This window comes from Roseibium sp. RKSG952 (genome assembly GCF_009711355.1).
Genome location: NZ_SMMF01000849.1, coordinates 1 through 16,811 on the forward strand (window position 1 = coordinate 1; position 16,811 = coordinate 16,811).

A 16,811-nucleotide genomic window follows, 5' to 3' on the forward strand; every position below is an offset into this window, starting at 1 on the left:
TGAAAACCGCCGTGCGTGAGAGCGTACCGTGGGTTCGAATCCCACCCCTTCCGCCACTAACTTCATTGCGAAATTGCATTCGGGTCCCTTGCGGGGCCTTTTTCTTTATGTGTCAAAGGGGTTTGGCGAAAACCATCCGCCCTTCGGAGACCGGATGCCTGTCCGGTTTCGGTCTCTGTAGGCCCTGTGTCTCTTTCCGACCGCACCTCGACCTTTGGGGGTCGGATTCAAAAGTTTCATTGTTTTCAATAGTGATACGAAATCACACTGCGCCTTTGTTGCAACCGTTCCATCCGGTAACTGAAACGATCAAGGGCGTAACACAGGCGGCGAGGCACTTCGCATAAGGTCGTGGATTTGCGTAACGTTTCCGATGACAATAGGGTTTTCCGCCCCTAGCCTGGCCACATGTCAAACGGACCTTGGACTGATTCTGAAAACGATCTGATCGTTGCAGATTATTTTGAAATGTTGGCAGACGACATTGCCGGCCGGCGCTATAGCAAAGCCGAGCATCGGCGGACTCTTCTGCCGATTTTGAATGATCGTTCAGAGGGGTCTGTCGAATTCAAGCACCAAAACATCAGTGCGGTTCTGAAGGGTCTTGGGGAGGACTGGATCCCCGGTTACAAGCCTGCGTTCAATTTTCAATTGTCGTTGCTGGACGCCGTGGCGCGCTGGCTTGCACAGAACCCGGGTTGGTTGGCTCGCACACCCTCAGCGGTCCAAACCAACCAATTGCATGAAGCAACTCAAATATGGATTGGCCCGCCACCAACAACGTCCAATCGAGAGCCCCCGAAAGAGCTCGAGCAAATGCTCCACATTGCCCGCAAATTCGACGTGGCGGATCGGGACGCACGGAATCGGGCTCTCGGCCGCGCCGGAGAGGAACTTATTCTGGTGCACGAACGCTCGGCATTGCGAACTGCAGGACGTAATGACCTGGCGCGCAAAGTCCGATGGGTCTCAGAGGAGGACGGAGACGGTGCAGGCTATGACATTGCGAGCTTCACACCGGATGGCCGGTCACGTTTGATTGAAGTGAAAACCACCAATGGTTGGGAGCGGACTCCGTTTCATGTCACGCGCAACGAACTGGCGGTAGCGGAAGAACGGCGCTCAGAGTGGTGTCTGCTCCGGATCTGGGGCTTCTCGCGAGAACCCAAGGCCTTCGAATTGTATCCGCCACTTGATGCCCATGTCTCGCTGACAGCCACGTCATTTCAGGCGAGTTTCAACTGAAGGTCAGCGAAACGCCCTTTCAACCTGCTCTTGCCAAGTCGCTGTTGACAGATTGGAAAGATCGCGCAAGCTGATCGCCGGGGCCTCGCGGGCGCAGGTCAAGAGCTTCAGAACCTCCGGCGCCAAATAGGCAAGCCGAAGCTGTCGGCTGACATAGCGCTCGGCAAGGCCGACGGACTCGCCTAGCTCCTTTATAGTAGCGAACTCGCCTGCCTCCATGCGCCGGCGCCAGCTCCAAGCCTGACCAATCGCGCGCAGAATATGAGGGTCCTGTGTACGGTCGGCGCTCGGACTGCAACTTGCAGGCACCATGAGCTTTGGGCGGCCGTTCTTCTTCCTCAGCTTGAGCGGGATCAGAATGCGGATAGTGTTGTGTTGACCGGTCATTCGGCAGCGTCTTTCATGTCTTGCGGGGCGACCATCTCACGGATGACGCCGGCTATCCCCTCGCGGCGGATGTCGACCTCCAGCCCTTCGGCAGTCACAGTAATACGCCGGACGAGCAGTTGGATGATCCGCGCCTGCTCGCGAGGAAACAGTTTTGTCCAGAGCATGTTGAAGTCATGCAGGGCGGCGATGACATTTGCCTCGGACAACTGGGCCTCTTCATTCTTGAGGGCGGCGAGAACCTGCGTCACCACCTCGGGCGTTTGAAGTATCCGGCGCACTTCCCTTACAATGGCGTCTTCAGCCATGCCAGCGGGCAGGCGCACCGGCGCAGGATCGTCACCGGCAAAGACTTCCTGCGTCCGGTTCTTGATCACATCCATCGACACGTAATAACGATAGAGCTTTGCGCCTTTCCTCGTTGCCGTCGGCGTCATGGCCGCTCCAGTATCGCTGAACATCAGCCCCTTGAGCAATGCTGGCTCCTGCATGCGGCTGTTGCTCGCCCGGGTGTGACGATTGCCCTTAAGAATGACATGAACCTGATCCCAAACCCTTTGATCGACGATCGCATCGTGTTCACCCGGATAGACTTTGCCCTTGTGAACAGCCTCGCCACGATAGACCCTGTTCTTCAGTATGCGGTAAAGATAGCCTTTTTCGATAAGCGTCCCCTGTTTGCTAAGAACGCCATCCTTGCGTAATTCGCGCGCCAGAACGGTTGCGGAGCCCAGCTCCACGAACCGATCGAATATCCTGCGAACCGTGGCAGCCTCAGTTTTGTTCACTACAAGCTTGCGATCCTGTACGTCATAGCCGAGGGGGACGTAACCGCCCATCCAGATCCCCCGCTTTCGCGAGGCTGCCACCTTGTCGCGAATGCGTTCGCCGATGACCTCACGCTCGAACTGGGCGAAGCTGAGCAGGATGTTCAACGTCAGCCGTCCCATCGAGGTGGTCGTATTGAAGGACTGCGTGACCGAGACGAAGGTAACGCCGTTGCGATCGAAGACCTCGACCAGCTTCGAGAAATCCATCAGCGCACGGCTCAGGCGATCGATCTTGTAGACCACGATCACATCAACGAGGCCGTCTTCGACATCGGCGATCAACTGCTTCAGCCCGGGGCGGTCCAGATTGCCGCCCGAGAAACCGCCGTCGTCGTAGCGGTCGCGGGTGGCAACCCAGCCCTCGGATTTCTGGCTGGCGATATAGGCTTCGCAGGCCTCCCGCTGGGCATCAAGACTGTTGAACTCCATATCGAGTCCTTCCTCGCTCGACTTGCGGGTATAAATCGCGCAGCGAAGGCGACGGCCTTTAACGCAACCTGTATCCATTACCGCTGATCCTTCTTGCGAGCCTGCAGTCCGAAGAATCGATATCCATTCCAGCGCACGCCAGTGATCTCGCGCGCAATGCGTGAAAGAGATTTGTATTTGCGGCCTTGCCAGTCGAAGCCGTCCTTCATCACGGTGACCGTATGTTCCACGCCATGCCACTCCCTGATCAGCCTCGTCCCCGCAACCGGATTGCGGGGGTCCGCTATCTGGCGCTTCCGGCGAACACTCCCCTCGACTTCGTCAGCCAGAAGGTCCAGCATACGACGGGTCTCCGGATCGGGCCCGCCATAGGCCAGCTCCTGGATTCGGTAGGCAATGCGCGATTCGAGGAAAGCGCGGCTGTTGTTCGGCGCGCCACCACCGGCAAGCCTCTCCCACTCTGCTTTCAGGTTCTTCACGCTCATGGCCTTGAGCCCCGCAAGCCGCGTGAGTACGCTCTGGTCGAGACCCGCATCCTGTCCCGGTTTTGACTGTGTCTTGTTATGATGATGCTTCATCAACTCCTCCAACACGGATAGGTTTTCTCCGACGACCAACGCTCTTTCGGGGCGGAGAGTCCACGGAACTGTCTCCGGTGGCGGCAGATAATGGACTGGACTTTTCAGAATTCAGGCGAATGACACCGGCCGCCAGAATGCGACCAATTTCGCTAATGCGCATGTCGGCGGACATGCGTTCCGGGCATAGGGGATTGGGCCCGGATAGCGGGCCTTTGGTGAGCAGGGGCATGGTTGTTTTCGCGATTGATGTGATGGGGAAGTGTGTCGCGAAATCAGGTATAATTCAAGTAAATCAATATGTTGAAGACAAGGGCGGCGTATTCGAACTGTAGCGAAGCCCTGCGCAGTGGAAACAGTTGTGTTTAACGCGGCGAGCATGACCGCCGTGACGAATCAGCCCGTCCGGTTACTCATGAACCTGTCGTAACTGTCCCGAATTGGCTCTTCCTCAAAATCGGAAGTGTCCCATCGGGAGGGAGCATGATCGGGATAGAGCAGCAACGAAATCGTCATCAGATCATTGCTGGGTGAAAACACGGTCATCTCGCGCACGGGCTCGGAGCCAGGCCAGACCCCAGCCGGGTGATCATGGCCGTGGCGGCCTTCATCGGCATCCACCTCCAAAGCGGCAAGTGAGGCTGGCGGCAACTCGATCACGGTCTGCCGGGCGCGGTAGAAGATTCCGGATTTCAACAGAGGCTCACTGCTCCAGGCCCAATCAATGAACCCTTCCTTGCCGACCACAATCATCGCGCGCTTGTCGGTGATGGTCATCCATTTCAGGATCGCGGCCGTCATCGAAACAGCGTAACGGTCCGCCAACCCGGTCATGAGGTCCAAGTCGACGCCCCTGCCCTTGATCTGCTCCCGGAAATCGTCGAACGGCATCAGCAGGTAGGAGGCGAAAGTGTTCGCTTCCGCCTCGATCCTGTTTCGGCCTGCATCCCAATCGCTCATATTACGATTAGTGCATGTCAGCCCTCCGGGATGGGACGGACGATGCAGAAAATAATGGCCCAACTCATGCGCGAGCGTAAAGTTGCGCCGACCCTGCGAGCGGATGGTTTTGTTATAAATGATCCCCCATTCGCCGGGATGCTCGGGAACCGGCATCAACATGCCTTCGACGCCTTTGGAGAGCTCCAATCCATCAACCTCGGTGATCGGAGCATCCGGAAAATACTGACGCGAAAAATCCTTTGCAATGGAGGCCACATCAATGGGAAACCGAGGCATCCCATGCGCCGCCTGATAAATGGGCAGGATTTTGGTCAGCTTGGCAGCCCAGCCCTGAGGCGTCGTTGGCAAATTCAATCCTTCTTACCCCACATATCAATCATCTGGCTTATCTTCTGTTGGTCTCCGGGGTCCAGCTTACTGAATTTACGGAAAAAAGCTTCCTTCAAAACTTCGTCGCCGGGTTCATCGCTGTTGTCGAGGAGATAATCCGTCGTGACTTCAAGAGCCCTGGCAATACTTGTCAGCTTTTCGCCGGAAGGTTTTCTCGTATCGCGATTCTCGAGTTCCCAGATGTAACTCTTGCTTGAGTCGGAAAGCTCGGCAAGCTTGTCGAGAGAATATCCCTTTTCCTGACGGTGGCGCTTGATCTTGGCGCCGAGGGAGGTGGTCATCGTATCATCCCGGGTTTCCTTGGTTGCAGGACTGTCGTTCGACATATCGAACAAAATTGTGTTGCAAGTGTAGACTCTGCAACTTGTTCGGTATATATCGAACAACATCGTACCACCTTTTGGAGAATTTGTCCTCCCACCCTGACCAAGAAAGACCACTGATGACCGCAATTGCCGCTTTTCTTCGCAAGACCCCTGTGACGCGCCTGCAGGATTATTTCACAACTGCCGGGTTCACTTCCCTTCCACCAATCGACTGGCTGAAGCCCGAGCCCGAAGTGGTAGAACCATTGATCAAGGCCGTTGACGCGATGTCAAACGATGAAAGGCAGCGGGTTTTACTGGACGCGGATCGCGTGGCGGCTCTGGCAGATGAACCTGGCCAGAATGCATTGCAGAATGTTGTCCAGAACCGCTTGGCATTCGATGGACTTGAGGGCGCCAACAATCGCTCACTCTGGGTATTCCTGAACGAAAACGACCGGTTCCGGCTTGCTGAAGAAGTTCGCTACAACGACGAGCGTCGGCGTGGGCGATCCTGGGATGGCTTTGGGGTCGACGAAGGTCTTGATGTAAAAAAAGACTCGATCTCGCTTGCCGCTTTCATTGCCGCGATTCGTGAACGGTTTGAAACACCCAATGTGCATGTCGACATCTTCGATCGGCACCGGGTGATCCTCGACGGCGAAGAATGCGAACTCGTTCAGGTGGCCATCTACCGTGAAGGCCGCCCCGAGGACATGCTGGGTTTCGATGCCGACAGCACCTTGTCCCGCCGCATCGTCAAACCGGTGTTTGAAGCTGCATTGACCTATGAGGCGGCGACCGGAGTGATCGAGGTCGTGGCCAAGACCCGCGAGGATCGCATGGATCTCACGCGTTTCATGGCGAGGGACCTGCTCGGCATTACCATTGACGCGAACCAGCAGCTGCCGCTGCGGGAATACGATCTCAGCATGCTTTTGCAGCCGTTCGATTTTCCGACCGATCCGGCAGACGGGATCGCTAAGGTGACGGTCAAGGAACTGCGGTTGATGGATCTCGGGGATGCGAAAGAGCGCATCACGCTGGAGTCCATGTCGGGCGCGGACCGGTCGATCTGGGAGATGGCCAAGCATCGCATTGGTCTGGACATCGGCAGAGGTTCCTTCGTTCACGAAATTACCGGTGAGGTACCGGAATGGGTGATCACGCGGGCGCGTTTCACGATCAAGTTCCACCCCGGTCCGTCCGGCGGGCGCGGAAAATCTCTGTCACTGACCGTGACCATGCCGCATGGCTGCAACCTGAAGGACATGACGCAGCAAGAGCGCCTGATCGGCGAGAAGTACCTGCGGTTCTGGGGCATTCTGAAAGATGACAAGGACGAAGGCGACGTCCTTGAGTAAACGTGCTGTCGACCTTCTGCTGCGGGCCATGGAAGCTCGCAGCCCGTCTCTTCAGGTTTCGGCGCTGCGCCAAGTCTCGCACGCTACGACGGACACATTGTTGAAGGCAAAGCTGCTGGTTACGAGCGGGCATGTCCCGGTCGTTGCGGGGATGGATGACTACGAAGATGAGTTGATTGAGGCGACCTGGTCGGCCAAACTGCAAGCATACGGCTATCACGACAGCGCTGGCCGCTGGATCACGGTGCCCGATCAGGACATCGCGGCATGCGGGGTCGACTATGGCCTGGCACTTGCCAAGATGCTGGTGGCGTTCGAGCGTGCCGGGCCTTCCCGTCCAACACCCTTGAACGCCGATCTCATCTTTGATGCGGGAACCATCAAGCTGGCCGGGGCGAAGGCCCCGGTGCCCGTCTGGTTTGCCCGGCGACTCAGTGATCCGCGTGTCTGGGCGCAGCTCGAGGCGCTGATCTCACGCAAGCCGCCACAGGAAATCCGCATCATCCTGACCTCGACAGCCGATGGGCGTATCCCGGAGACCTCCCAGAAGCGAAATCACTTCATCAGTGTCGCGGATGTCGCAGGTGATCTGTCTGAGCTCGCGATTTCGCCGCAGACCCTCGGGGCGCGGGTGTTCCCCGAACAGGTCCAACGTCGGTTCCCGCTTGATCATTCTGAGGATTGCGGGATGGTGTGGCACCGCGGAGAAAAATTGACGTTCGGCGGGGACAAGCAGCGCAGACTGTTGCAGCTCCTTTTCCAAGCCTACTGGTCTGAAAACTCTTCCGCTCTTCGCGTGGCAGTCGTTCTGGAGGAGGCAGGCTACGGAGGCCAGGTCAACACGCTGAAAAAAGCCTTCGGTCGCCGGAACGATTGGAACCGTTTCATTGAAATAGATGATGGAAACTGCTGGATTGATCCTTGATCGGATCATCGCCGTTGCACTGAAAGGCCGTCCTTTGGGGCGGCTTTTTTTGTCTTTGAGGCAGGTTTTCGCAGCAACTCCCGATTTGCCTCCCGCCTGCCTCCCCAACGCCTCCCACGCCCTCAGCCATGTTGAACCCGCAACTATTCGCAGAAATCCCAAGGAGGTTTACATGGCGACAAGGCACCTTTCCCAGATCGAGCTGGCGGCTCGCTGGAACATCTCGCACCGGACGCTGGAGCGTTGGCGGTGGACGGGTGAAGGCCCGAAATTCATCAAGCTCGGCGGCCGCGTGATCTACCGCCTTGAAGACGTCGAGGCATTCGAGGCCGAGCAGATCCGTGGTGCAGACGGCGAACCTCATCGCCCGATGTCAGCGTAAGGGGGCTGCGATGACGATCCCAAACCACATCACACTGGCGGATATACCCGCCATGCCCGTCGGCGAGATCGCTGCGCTTCCCGCCGATCAACTGGCCTTGCTGCAAGAGGCGGCGCAGCAGGACCTCCACCGGGCCAGGACGGTGTCCGACTGGCTCGAAGGCGCGATCGCGCTGAAATACGGCGACCGGGCAGCGGAGTGCCGCCGTGAAGCCGGAAAAGATACCGGCATGGTTCGCCTCAACGATGGCAATGTCACCGTGACCGCTGATCTCCCCAAACGCATCGATTGGGACCAGGCGTTGCTTGCGCAGATAGCGGAGAACATTGCCTCGGCAGGTGAGGATCCGGCGGAGTTCATCGAAACTACGCTGAAGGTGTCGGAACGCAAGTATACAGCCCTTCCTGAGAGCTGGCGCAAGGGATTTGAGCCGGCGCGCACGGTCCGCACCGGCAAGCCGAAATTCCGCCTGGTGCTGAACGAGGAGGTGCGCTGATGGCCATTTCGCTTGCTTCCTTGCGCACAGCATCGGTGCTTCGGCCGCCGCGCATCCTGATCCACGGCGTGGCCGGGGTCGGCAAATCCACCTTCGCAGCCGATGCTGACCGGCCCGTCTTCCTCATGACCGAAGATGGTCTGGGCAAGCTGCAGGTCCCGCATTTTCCGCTGGCGACCGGCTATTCCGACGTCTCAGAAGCGCTCGACGCCTTGCTGGATGAAGATCACGACTATGGCACCGTCGTCGTCGACAGCGTCGACTGGCTCGAGCCGCTGATCTGGGCCGAGGCCTGCAAGCGCAACGGCTGGGCCTCGATCGAGGCGCCGGGGTTTGGGAAGGGCTATGCCGAGGCGCTGACCATCTGGCGTGAATATCTCGACAAGCTCAACGCGCTGCGGGACCGCAAAGGCATGGTGGTCATTCAGATTGCCCATACAGACATCAAGCGCTTCGACAGCCCCGAGCACGAGCCCTACGACCGCTATGTGATCAAGCTGCAGACCCGCGCCTCAGCGCTGCTGCAGGAGCATTCGGACGTGGTGCTCTTCGCCAACTACCAGATCTCGGTCGCCAAATCCGATGTCGGCTTCAACAAGAAGGTGACCCGGGCGCTCGGGTCGGGTGCACGCGTCATGCACACCGAAGAGCGCCCCGCCTTCCTCGCCAAGAACCGTTACGGTCTGCCGGACACCCTGCCGCTGATGTGGCCGGAGTTTCTCGCGGCCATGCCCCAATCCCAATGAACTGTACAAGGACAAGACCATGGCACGTTTCGACACGTCCTTTGACGCCACCAGCGTCGAGCCCACCACAGCCTACGAGCTGCTGCCCGCAGGCAAATACCGCGCCCAGATCGTCGAGAGCGAGATGCGCGTCACGAAGAACGGCATGGGTCAGTTCCTCTGGCTGATGCTCGACATCCTTGAGGGTGAGCACAAGGGCCGGAAGATCTTCGACCAGTTGAATCTGGTGAACCCGAACCCGACCACGGTGGAGATCGCGCAGCGCACGCTCTCGGCGATCTGTCACGCCACGGGCCGGATGCATGTCAACGACAGCGAGGAACTGCACCTGATCCCCATGACGATCCAGGTGAAGATCCGGCCGCCAAAGAACGGCTACGGCGAGAGCAACGCGATTGCCTACCGGCCGCCCGAGCGTGGTTCGGCCCCGGCCGGCCGCCCGGCGAAGCCCGTGCCCGATCCGGCCGGTTCTTCGGTGCCGTCGAAAATGGCCTCCGCGCCCTGGAACAAAAAGGGCTGAGCCTTCGCGCTGCCTTGCGCCCTGACTGACGGGGCAGCGCGCAACCCCATCTGAGGATACTCCCATGACTGACATGACCAACGCAGCCCCTGCGGCTGTGAACAACCCCGGCTTGTCCGAAGCCCAGCGTCGGCTGATCGAACTCGATGATTCCATCGCCAAGATCCGCACGCAGATCGCGACGGCCGACCTTGCGCGCCAGCGCGGCCAGAAGCCGATCGATCCGGACTGGTTCCACCGGGCCCGCACGGCTCTGCGCCACCTGTGCCGCGAGCGGGCGGAACTGCTCGCCCAAGGCACCGGCCGCCGTCGCCGCGAAAAGCTCAAGGACGCGCTGATCGGTATCCTGCGGGAACGCCATGATCCCGAGACCTGGGATGGAATTCTGACCGATGCACAGGCGAGAGCCGAACGGGAGGGTCTGTGATGGTAGAGCTTCCCGAAGCCCCCACGCCGACCCTTACGGCGATCTATGCCGACTACGAGGCCCGTCAGGGCGATGGTTTCCGCGATCACCTCGGGGCGTCGATCATCGGCAAATCCTGTGCCCGGGCGCTCTGGTATGATTTCCGCTGGATCACGCCCGCGCGCCATTCCGGCCGCCTGCTGCGCCTTTTCGAAACGGGCCAGCTGGAAGAGGACCGGCTCGTGCGCAACCTGCGTGCCACCGGGGCGACCGTGCTCGAGGTCGATCCCGAGACCGGCCGCCAGTTCCGGGTCGAGGCCCATGGCGGCCATTTCGGCGGCTCGCTCGACGGCGTTGCCATTGGGCTCCTGGAAGCGCCCAAGACCTGGCATGTGCTGGAATTCAAGACCCACTCGGTCAAGAGCTTCAACGAGTTGACCGCCAAGGGCGTGGTTCTGGCCAAGCCCCAACATGCCGCGCAGATGCAGATCTACATGTACCTGACGGGCATCACGCGCGCCCTCTACGTCGCGGTCTGCAAGGACACCGACGCGCTGCATGTCGAACGCATCGAAGTGGACCGTGCCATGGCGGAGCGTCTTCTGGGAAAAGCCGGGCGGATCATTTTCGCCCAGCATCCGCCCGCGCGGATCAGCGAGGACCCGGCCTGGTTCGAATGCCGGTTCTGCGATCACCATTCGGCCTGCCATGAAGGCGGTGGCGCCGCGGTGACCTGCCGGTCCTGCCTGCATGCGACGCCGGTCGACGGTGGTTGGCACTGCGCCCGCCACGACCGGATGCTGACGCCTACCGAGCAACGCGCGGCCTGCGGCCGCCATCTCTTCATCCCCGATCTCATCCCGGGCGAGGTCATCGATGCGGGCGACGATGTCGTCACCTACCGCTTGGCCGATGGCTCGACCTGGACAAACGAAGCTCGTTCCCAGGAGGCTGCGCCATGCTGACCCTGCGCCCCTATCAACAGGCAGCGATCACCGCGATCTACGGCTATTTCCAGACCCACACCGGCAATCCGCTGGTGGTCATTCCGACCGCGGGCGGTAAGTCGCTTGTCATGGCTTCCTTCATCGAGGGGGTGCTGAAGGCCTGGCCTGATCAGCGCATCCTGATCGTGACCCATGTCCGCGAATTGATCGCCCAGAACCATGCGGAGTTGATCGGCCTCTGGCCCGATGCTCAAGCGGGCATCTATTCGGCGGGCCTCGGCAAGCGCGACGCTCAGGCGCGGATCCTCTTCGCGGGCATCCAGTCGATCCACCGCCGTGCCGCGGAGGTCGGCCACACCGATCTGGTGCTGATCGACGAGGCGCATCTGATCCCCGGCAAATCGAGCACGATGTATCGGCGCTTCCTCGACGCGCTAAAGGCAATCAACCCGGCGCTCAAGGTGATCGGGCTGACCGCCACGCCGTTCCGTCTCGACTGCGGCATGCTGCATGAGGGGCAGAACGCGCTTTTCACCGACATCGCCTATGAGGCCCCGGTTCGCGAGCTGATCGACGCGGGGTATCTGAGCCCTCTGGTCTCGAAACAGCCCGCAACCCGGCTGGACGTATCGAAGGTGGGCTGCCGCGCGGGCGACTTCATTGCGCGCGATCTGGCGGCGGCGGTCGACCAGGACGCCATCACCCGCGCGGCCGTCACCGAGATCATCGAGCATGGCCGTGACCGCAAATCCTGGCTGGCCTTCTGTTCGGGTGTCGATCATGCGCGCCATGTGGCCGAGGAATTCGGCCGCCAGGGCATCAGCTGCGGCACGATCTTCGGTGACACGCCGAAGGAGGCACGCGATGCGATCCTCGCCGCCTTCAAGCGCGGAGAAATCCGGGCGCTGGCCTCGATGGGCGTGCTGACCACCGGCTTCAACGCGCCGGGCGTCGACCTGATCGCGCTCCTTCGTCCGACGCAATCGGCCGGGCTCTATGTGCAGATGGTCGGGCGCGGTACCCGCCTCGCGCCGGGCAAGGAGAACTGCCTGGTGCTGGACTTCGCAGGCAATGTCCGCCGCCACGGGCCGATCGATCTGGTCCGGCCCAAACGCCCCGGTGACGGCGGCGGCGGCGAGGCGCCGACCAAGGTCTGCCCGGACTGCGACAGCATCATCGCACTCTCGGCGTCAGAATGTCCGGATTGCGGCTATGTGTTCCCGGCCCGGGAAGTGAAGATCGCGCCGACCGCAGCCACTTTGCCCGTCTTGTCGCCCAAGACACCACAATGGGTCGCCGTGAGCAACATCTCCTACAGCCGCCATGACAAGCGGGGCGGTCGGCCCTCGCTGAAGGTGACCTATAGCTGCGGGATCACGACCTATCAGGAGTGGATCTGCTTCGAGCATCAGGGCTACGCGCGGCAAAAAGCAGAAGATTGGTGGCGCAAACGCGCATCCGGTCAACCCATGCCATGCAACGTGAACGAGGCGCTGGTGCTGTCCCGCAGCTTGACCCGTCCTAGCCACATCGCGGTCCGTCCATCGGGCCGCTATGTCGAGATCACCGGCTACAGGTTTGACCCATGCACGCATTCCACAACGGCCTCTGCGCCGTCTGCCACCGGCAACCTCGCGGGTTTGGCTGGTTCGACCCTGTCTTACCCGTCTCGGACCCGCGACGAGACCAAAGCCGCAAGTTCCTCTGCAGCCGGACGTGTCAGGAAATCTGCCATGGGAGGACGGGCATGATCGATCCTACACCCAACGAGACAGAAGCGATGACCGTTGGTGGCCAGGAAGGCGGAGCCTTTCTGGAGAGCATCTGCAAATCCGATCTCGCGACCTTGAGCGTGACCGAATGGGATCAATTTATTGATGTCGTGGTCACCGGGTATTGCGATCACCTGCGCGAACTTGCTGCGCGGGACCGCACCCGGCTCGACGGCACGGTGCCGGAGGTGCCTTTCTGATGCAGAGTTTCTCTCACATGGCGCGCTACGGCGCGCGGCTTGTCACCAATGGCTACGCCATCCTGCCCATTGCGCCCGGCACCAAGAAGCCCGGCCGTTTCCAGCGCGGTACCTGGGTGGATTACCCGGAATGGAACCGCCATGCCGCGCGTCCCACGACCGAAGTTGAAGTTGGGACATGGTCTGCCTGGCCCGATTGCGGTGTCGGGCTCGTTGGGGGCGGTGTTGCCGCCATCGACATCGACATTGCCGAAGATGCTGAGCTCGCATTGGAGATCGAGAAGCTGGCGCGCGATCGCCTTGGTGACACACCAGCGCTGCGCATCGGACGCGCCCCCAAGCGTTTGCTGGTCTATCGCGCGGCAGAACCGTTTCGTGGCATCAAACGCCATCCGCTCGAGGTTCTCTGCCTCGGACAACAATTTCTGGCCTATGCCACCCATCCCGACACAGGCGCATCCTATATTTGGCCCGAGGAAGGTCTGGCTGACCTCGATATCGCCGACCTCCCGGCTATCACGGCCGATGAGGCGTTGGCATTTCTGGAGGCGGCTCAGGCAATGCTTCCGGAAGCGGTTCGCCAGCGCGGGTTCGCGGTGACGCCCGCCGTGCACCCACATCTCACCGGGCACAGCCAGACAGGCACGCTACCGGCTATTCAATCGGCTCTCGAATGGCTGCCAAATGCCGAGCTTGATTACGACAGTTGGATGCGGATCGGCATGGCGCTCAAAGGCGCGCTTGGTGAAGACGGCCAGGATGTCTTTGCGCAATGGTCCGCACAGGCCGCCAAGGACGTGCCGGCGACCACGCTCAAGGCCTGGACAAGCTTCAAACCAGACCGGATCGGCGCGGGGACGATCTATCATCTCGCCTTGGAGCGCGGCTGGAAGCCAGACGCAGCGCTGCACCTGGATGGATCCACGGATTGCGCGGAACCCCACCCCGCAGCAGGGTTGTTGTCACAGTTGGGCGATATATTGGAACCCGGCACGGAAACGGACGATCACACCGCCTACGCGCTACACATGCCGGACGGGCTGGTCGGGGATCTGACCGCCTACATGCTGTCGACCGCGCGGCGGCCGCAGCCGCTTCTGTCACTCGGGGCAAGTCTGTGTGCCATCGGCGCGCTCATGGGACGGAACTACCGGACCGAAAGCAATCTGCGCTCAAACCTCTATATCATCGGCATCGCCGATAGCGGGTCGGGCAAGAACCACGCACGGGAGATCATCAATGAGGTGTTCTTCGAGGCCGGACTCGCCCATCACCTCGGTGGCAACAAGATCGCCTCCGGCGCAGGACTACTGACCGCACTGCATCGCCAGCCCGCGATCCTGTTTCAGATCGATGAATTCGGCATGTTCCTGTCAGCTGCGGCAGACCGCAAACGCAGCCCGCGCCACATCACCGAAATCCTCGACAATATGACGGAGCTGTTTACGGCGGCAGGGAGCATCTTCCTCGGTGCCGAATACGCCAACCGGGACGGCTCGAACGAACGCCGCGACATCGTTCAGCCCTGCCTGTGTGTCTATGGCACGACGACGCCCGTCCATTTCTGGGGCGCATTGCGGGGAGCCAATGTGATCGACGGGTCACTTGCCCGCTTCCTGATCTTGCCAAGCGACGAGGACTATCCTGACGAAAACATGACAGCCGGGATCCGGCAGGTACCGCATCCGCTGATACGTGGGCTCAAGAGCCTGGCGGCTGGAGGCGGTCTTCAAAGCGGAAACCTCGCTGGCAAGACAGCTGGCCAGAATACGGCAGTCAACCCCGCAACCGTGCCGATGACTGGCGGGGCACAGACCCGGTTCAATACCTTGAGCCAGGAATTGACGGCGGAATTGCGAGCCGCACGCGGCACAGCCTTCACAGCCATTCTCGCCCGGATTGGAGAAAATGCCCTCAAGCTGGCTTTGATCGTGGCCGTCGGTCGCGACCCGCAACACCCTGTCATCGATGAGGCTGCCGCTAATTGGGCCATCGATTTCGTGCGCCATTTCTCGGCAAAAACAATTGAAGCCATCGAGCGGCACGTGGCCGATACCGAGACGGAAGCCCATCTGAAGCGGATCAAGGAAATCGTCCGTGCCGCCGGGGCCAAAGGGATCACCAAATCCGGGATCACCCGCGCGTCCCAATGGCTCAAGGCACGCGACCGCAACGAAATCCTGCTCACCCTGATCGAAACCGGCGACATCACCACTGGCATGCGGCAAACTGGCGGCCGCAAAGCCATGATTTACAGGATGGCACGCTGGGCCGGTCCCTGGCGAGATGCTTCAGGGCGCAAAATCTCTCAAAAAGAAGTCAATTGACCCATAACCATCTGAACCGAATGACAAATATCAGGAGCTTGGCTTATTTCAATTTTTCAAGAGGACACTCTTTCCCTACGCGGGTGTGTGCCTGCGCGATATAAGTAAAGAGTCCCCCCTCTATAACTATATAATAATATGAAATATATATATTGTATCAGGTTACCAAGGGCTTAGCCCAAGACTTGCTTCAAGGGAGTTGCCTTGAAGTCTAGAAATATTGCCGGGCGCCCCTTCGCCCGGCACCTGACATGACCAGACCACCCTTCGGGGCCTGGCGAGACCGCAGCCTTCACCGGCACGCTCTCTCGCCGCGCCCGGCAAAACGAAGAGGAGGTCATCATGACCCAACCGCTAAAACCGCGCCCCGTCCTCGCGCTCGATCTTGGCACTACCACGGGCTGGGCGCTCCGCAGCCTTGACGGACTGATCACCACAGGCACCGCGTCGTTCAAAACGGGCCGATACGATGGCGGCGGCATGCGCTATCTACGATTCACTAACTGGCTGAACGAGCTGGATCGGCTGAGCGGACCGATTGGCACCATCTGGTTTGAAGAGGTGCGCCGTCATGCAGGCACCGATGCCGCCCATGTCTATGGGGGGCTGCTGGCGTCCCTGACGAGCTGGGCAGAAATGCGTGGCATTCCCTACGAGGGTGTGCCGGTCGGCACCATCAAGCGCTACGCAACCGGCAAGGGCAATGCCAACAAGGCCGCCATGATCGCAGAAGCAAGGGCCAGAGGATACAGCCCCGCGGACGACAACGAGGCCGACGCCATCGCCATCCTGCACTGGGCAATCGAAACCAAGGGAGGTGTGGCATGAGCTACTTTCCCAAAGGCTATGGCGGTCATCGCCGAGATCCCGAACGGGTCAAACGTGACGGATGGCGCGAACAGGGTGTGCTAGCCGTTTCTGCTGATGATGACCGGTTAACCTGGCCAGAGCGGGAACTGGTTCGTCAGATCGGCGAAAAGCTCTATGGGCCGCGCGTTTCAGAAAGGGAGGCGCGCCGTGGCTGATAGCGAATGGACAGCCGATGACGTTGCCAAACACTTCGAGGAGGCGTTCCGCACATTGCGCAAGCTGCCGCCAGTGAAAGTGCAGGGTTATTTCAACAGCTGGCCCGACATCCTACGGACCAGCCGCGAGATCGCTGCAATGGAATCGCAGCCCATGCGTATCTGGCCGTCTGCTGGAGCAATCACCCGGCTCGAACAAACCTTCGACTGGGTGCTATGGATCGAAGAACCCGAACGTCGGCTGATCTGGCGGCGCGCGGCCCGCATACCATGGAAGCAAATCAGTTGCGAGCTCGGTTGCGACCGCACCACCGCATGGCGGCGCTGGAAGTTGGCACTGACCAAGATTGCCTCGCGGTTGAATGCGTGAATGACCCCAATGTGTTGCAACACTTTTGTGTTCGACATCTGCAACGATTTCGTGCTACCTGTTAGGCACGGTGGGGAGAGTGCGTTGGAAGACGGCTCTCCCCGTTTTCGTTTCCGGCCGCAAGTTCACTCACAGCCCAACCGGCCCGCCTTCTGATTGTCCGGTTCCTTTCCAGCCGAAAATGTATGCTGGGGGGCGCAGCGC

20 protein-coding genes are annotated in these 16,811 nt (G+C 60.1%); 15 read left to right on the plus strand and 5 right to left on the minus strand.

Going from position 1 to position 16,811, the window contains the following annotated elements; translation table 11 throughout:
- Nucleotides 1–816: 816 nt before the first annotated feature.
- The gene (locus tag E1297_RS50260) at nucleotides 817–1,245 is read left to right on the plus strand and encodes a DUF3883 domain-containing protein (protein WP_244327715.1); all 429 of its coding nucleotides are present in this window, start codon (nucleotides 817–819) and stop codon (nucleotides 1,243–1,245) included.
- 3 nt (nucleotides 1,246–1,248) lie between these two features.
- On the opposite strand, the gene E1297_RS10330 is transcribed toward E1297_RS50260, so the two are convergent.
- The 5 genes from E1297_RS10330 to E1297_RS10350 all read right to left on the minus strand — a co-directional run bounded on the left by E1297_RS10330 (nucleotide 1,249) and on the right by E1297_RS10350 (nucleotide 5,103).
- Nucleotides 1,249–1,632 carry a hypothetical protein gene (locus E1297_RS10330; RefSeq protein WP_155137626.1) on the minus strand — a complete coding sequence of 128 codons (384 nt, stop codon included), beginning with the start codon at nucleotides 1,630–1,632 and terminating at the stop codon, nucleotides 1,249–1,251.
- Nucleotides 1,629–2,969 carry a recombinase family protein gene (locus E1297_RS10335; RefSeq protein WP_155137630.1) on the minus strand — a complete coding sequence of 447 codons (1,341 nt, stop codon included), beginning with the start codon at nucleotides 2,967–2,969 and terminating at the stop codon, nucleotides 1,629–1,631. Before E1297_RS10335 ends, E1297_RS10330 begins: the two co-directional genes overlap by 4 nt.
- A complete protein-coding gene (locus tag E1297_RS10340) occupies nucleotides 2,969–3,469 on the minus strand; it encodes a DUF2924 domain-containing protein (RefSeq protein WP_155137632.1) in 501 nt (166 codons plus the stop codon). The genes E1297_RS10335 and E1297_RS10340 overlap by 1 nt, the downstream gene beginning before the upstream one ends.
- 396 nt (nucleotides 3,470–3,865) lie before the next feature.
- Nucleotides 3,866–4,780, minus strand: coding sequence for an ImmA/IrrE family metallo-endopeptidase (locus E1297_RS10345; protein WP_155137634.1), 915 nt, complete (start codon nucleotides 4,778–4,780; stop codon nucleotides 3,866–3,868).
- Between the two features lie 2 nt (nucleotides 4,781–4,782).
- On the minus strand, nucleotides 4,783–5,103 hold the full coding sequence (locus E1297_RS10350; protein WP_155137638.1) for a helix-turn-helix domain-containing protein: 321 nt from the start codon (nucleotides 5,101–5,103) through the stop codon (nucleotides 4,783–4,785).
- 161 nt (nucleotides 5,104–5,264) lie between these two features.
- On the opposite strand from E1297_RS10350, the gene E1297_RS10355 reads away from it, so the two are divergent.
- From E1297_RS10355 to E1297_RS10420, 14 genes are all read left to right on the plus strand, one after another.
- Complete coding sequence (locus E1297_RS10355) at nucleotides 5,265–6,491, plus strand: hypothetical protein (RefSeq protein WP_155137640.1); 1,227 nt, start codon at nucleotides 5,265–5,267, stop codon at nucleotides 6,489–6,491.
- Complete coding sequence (locus tag E1297_RS10360; RefSeq protein WP_155137643.1) at nucleotides 6,484–7,416, plus strand: hypothetical protein; 933 nt, start codon at nucleotides 6,484–6,486, stop codon at nucleotides 7,414–7,416. Before E1297_RS10355 ends, E1297_RS10360 begins: the two co-directional genes overlap by 8 nt.
- Nucleotides 7,417–7,588: 172 nt before the next feature.
- Complete coding sequence (locus E1297_RS10365) at nucleotides 7,589–7,798, plus strand: AlpA family transcriptional regulator (protein WP_036175309.1); 210 nt, start codon at nucleotides 7,589–7,591, stop codon at nucleotides 7,796–7,798.
- A 10-nt stretch (nucleotides 7,799–7,808) separates the two neighbouring features.
- Entirely contained in the window at nucleotides 7,809–8,294 is a 486-nt protein-coding gene (locus E1297_RS10370) for a hypothetical protein (protein ID WP_155137646.1), read from the plus strand.
- Complete coding sequence (locus E1297_RS10375; protein WP_155137649.1) at nucleotides 8,294–9,040, plus strand: ATP-binding protein; 747 nt, start codon at nucleotides 8,294–8,296, stop codon at nucleotides 9,038–9,040. Before E1297_RS10370 ends, E1297_RS10375 begins: the two co-directional genes overlap by 1 nt.
- Nucleotides 9,041–9,059: 19 nt before the next feature.
- Nucleotides 9,060–9,560: a DUF669 domain-containing protein gene (locus E1297_RS10380; protein WP_155137652.1), complete on the plus strand. Its 501-nt coding sequence runs from the start codon at nucleotides 9,060–9,062 to the stop codon at nucleotides 9,558–9,560.
- 64 nt (nucleotides 9,561–9,624) lie between these two features.
- Nucleotides 9,625–9,987, plus strand: coding sequence for a hypothetical protein (locus tag E1297_RS10385; RefSeq protein ID WP_155137655.1), 363 nt, complete (start codon nucleotides 9,625–9,627; stop codon nucleotides 9,985–9,987).
- Nucleotides 9,987–10,931 carry a PD-(D/E)XK nuclease family protein gene (locus E1297_RS10390; RefSeq protein WP_155137658.1) on the plus strand — a complete coding sequence of 315 codons (945 nt, stop codon included), beginning with the start codon at nucleotides 9,987–9,989 and terminating at the stop codon, nucleotides 10,929–10,931. The genes E1297_RS10385 and E1297_RS10390 overlap by 1 nt, the downstream gene beginning before the upstream one ends.
- Nucleotides 10,925–12,664, plus strand: coding sequence for a DEAD/DEAH box helicase (locus tag E1297_RS10395; RefSeq protein WP_155137661.1), 1,740 nt, complete (start codon nucleotides 10,925–10,927; stop codon nucleotides 12,662–12,664). Before E1297_RS10390 ends, E1297_RS10395 begins: the two co-directional genes overlap by 7 nt.
- Nucleotides 12,661–12,885 (plus strand): DUF6511 domain-containing protein, encoded by a 225-nt coding sequence (locus E1297_RS10400; protein ID WP_155137664.1) that lies wholly within the window; start codon nucleotides 12,661–12,663, stop codon nucleotides 12,883–12,885. The genes E1297_RS10395 and E1297_RS10400 overlap by 4 nt, the downstream gene beginning before the upstream one ends.
- A complete protein-coding gene (locus E1297_RS10405) occupies nucleotides 12,885–15,212 on the plus strand; it encodes a PriCT-2 domain-containing protein (protein WP_155137667.1) in 2,328 nt (775 codons plus the stop codon). Before E1297_RS10400 ends, E1297_RS10405 begins: the two co-directional genes overlap by 1 nt.
- Before the next feature lie 342 nt (nucleotides 15,213–15,554).
- Nucleotides 15,555–16,040, plus strand: a complete 486-nt coding sequence (locus E1297_RS10410) for a hypothetical protein (protein WP_155137670.1) — start codon at nucleotides 15,555–15,557, stop codon at nucleotides 16,038–16,040.
- Entirely contained in the window at nucleotides 16,037–16,237 is a 201-nt protein-coding gene (locus E1297_RS10415; protein WP_155137673.1) for a hypothetical protein, read from the plus strand. Before E1297_RS10410 ends, E1297_RS10415 begins: the two co-directional genes overlap by 4 nt.
- Nucleotides 16,230–16,607: a DUF6362 family protein gene (locus E1297_RS10420; RefSeq protein WP_368669514.1), complete on the plus strand. Its 378-nt coding sequence runs from the start codon at nucleotides 16,230–16,232 to the stop codon at nucleotides 16,605–16,607. Before E1297_RS10415 ends, E1297_RS10420 begins: the two co-directional genes overlap by 8 nt.
- Nucleotides 16,608–16,811: the final 204 nt, after the last annotated feature.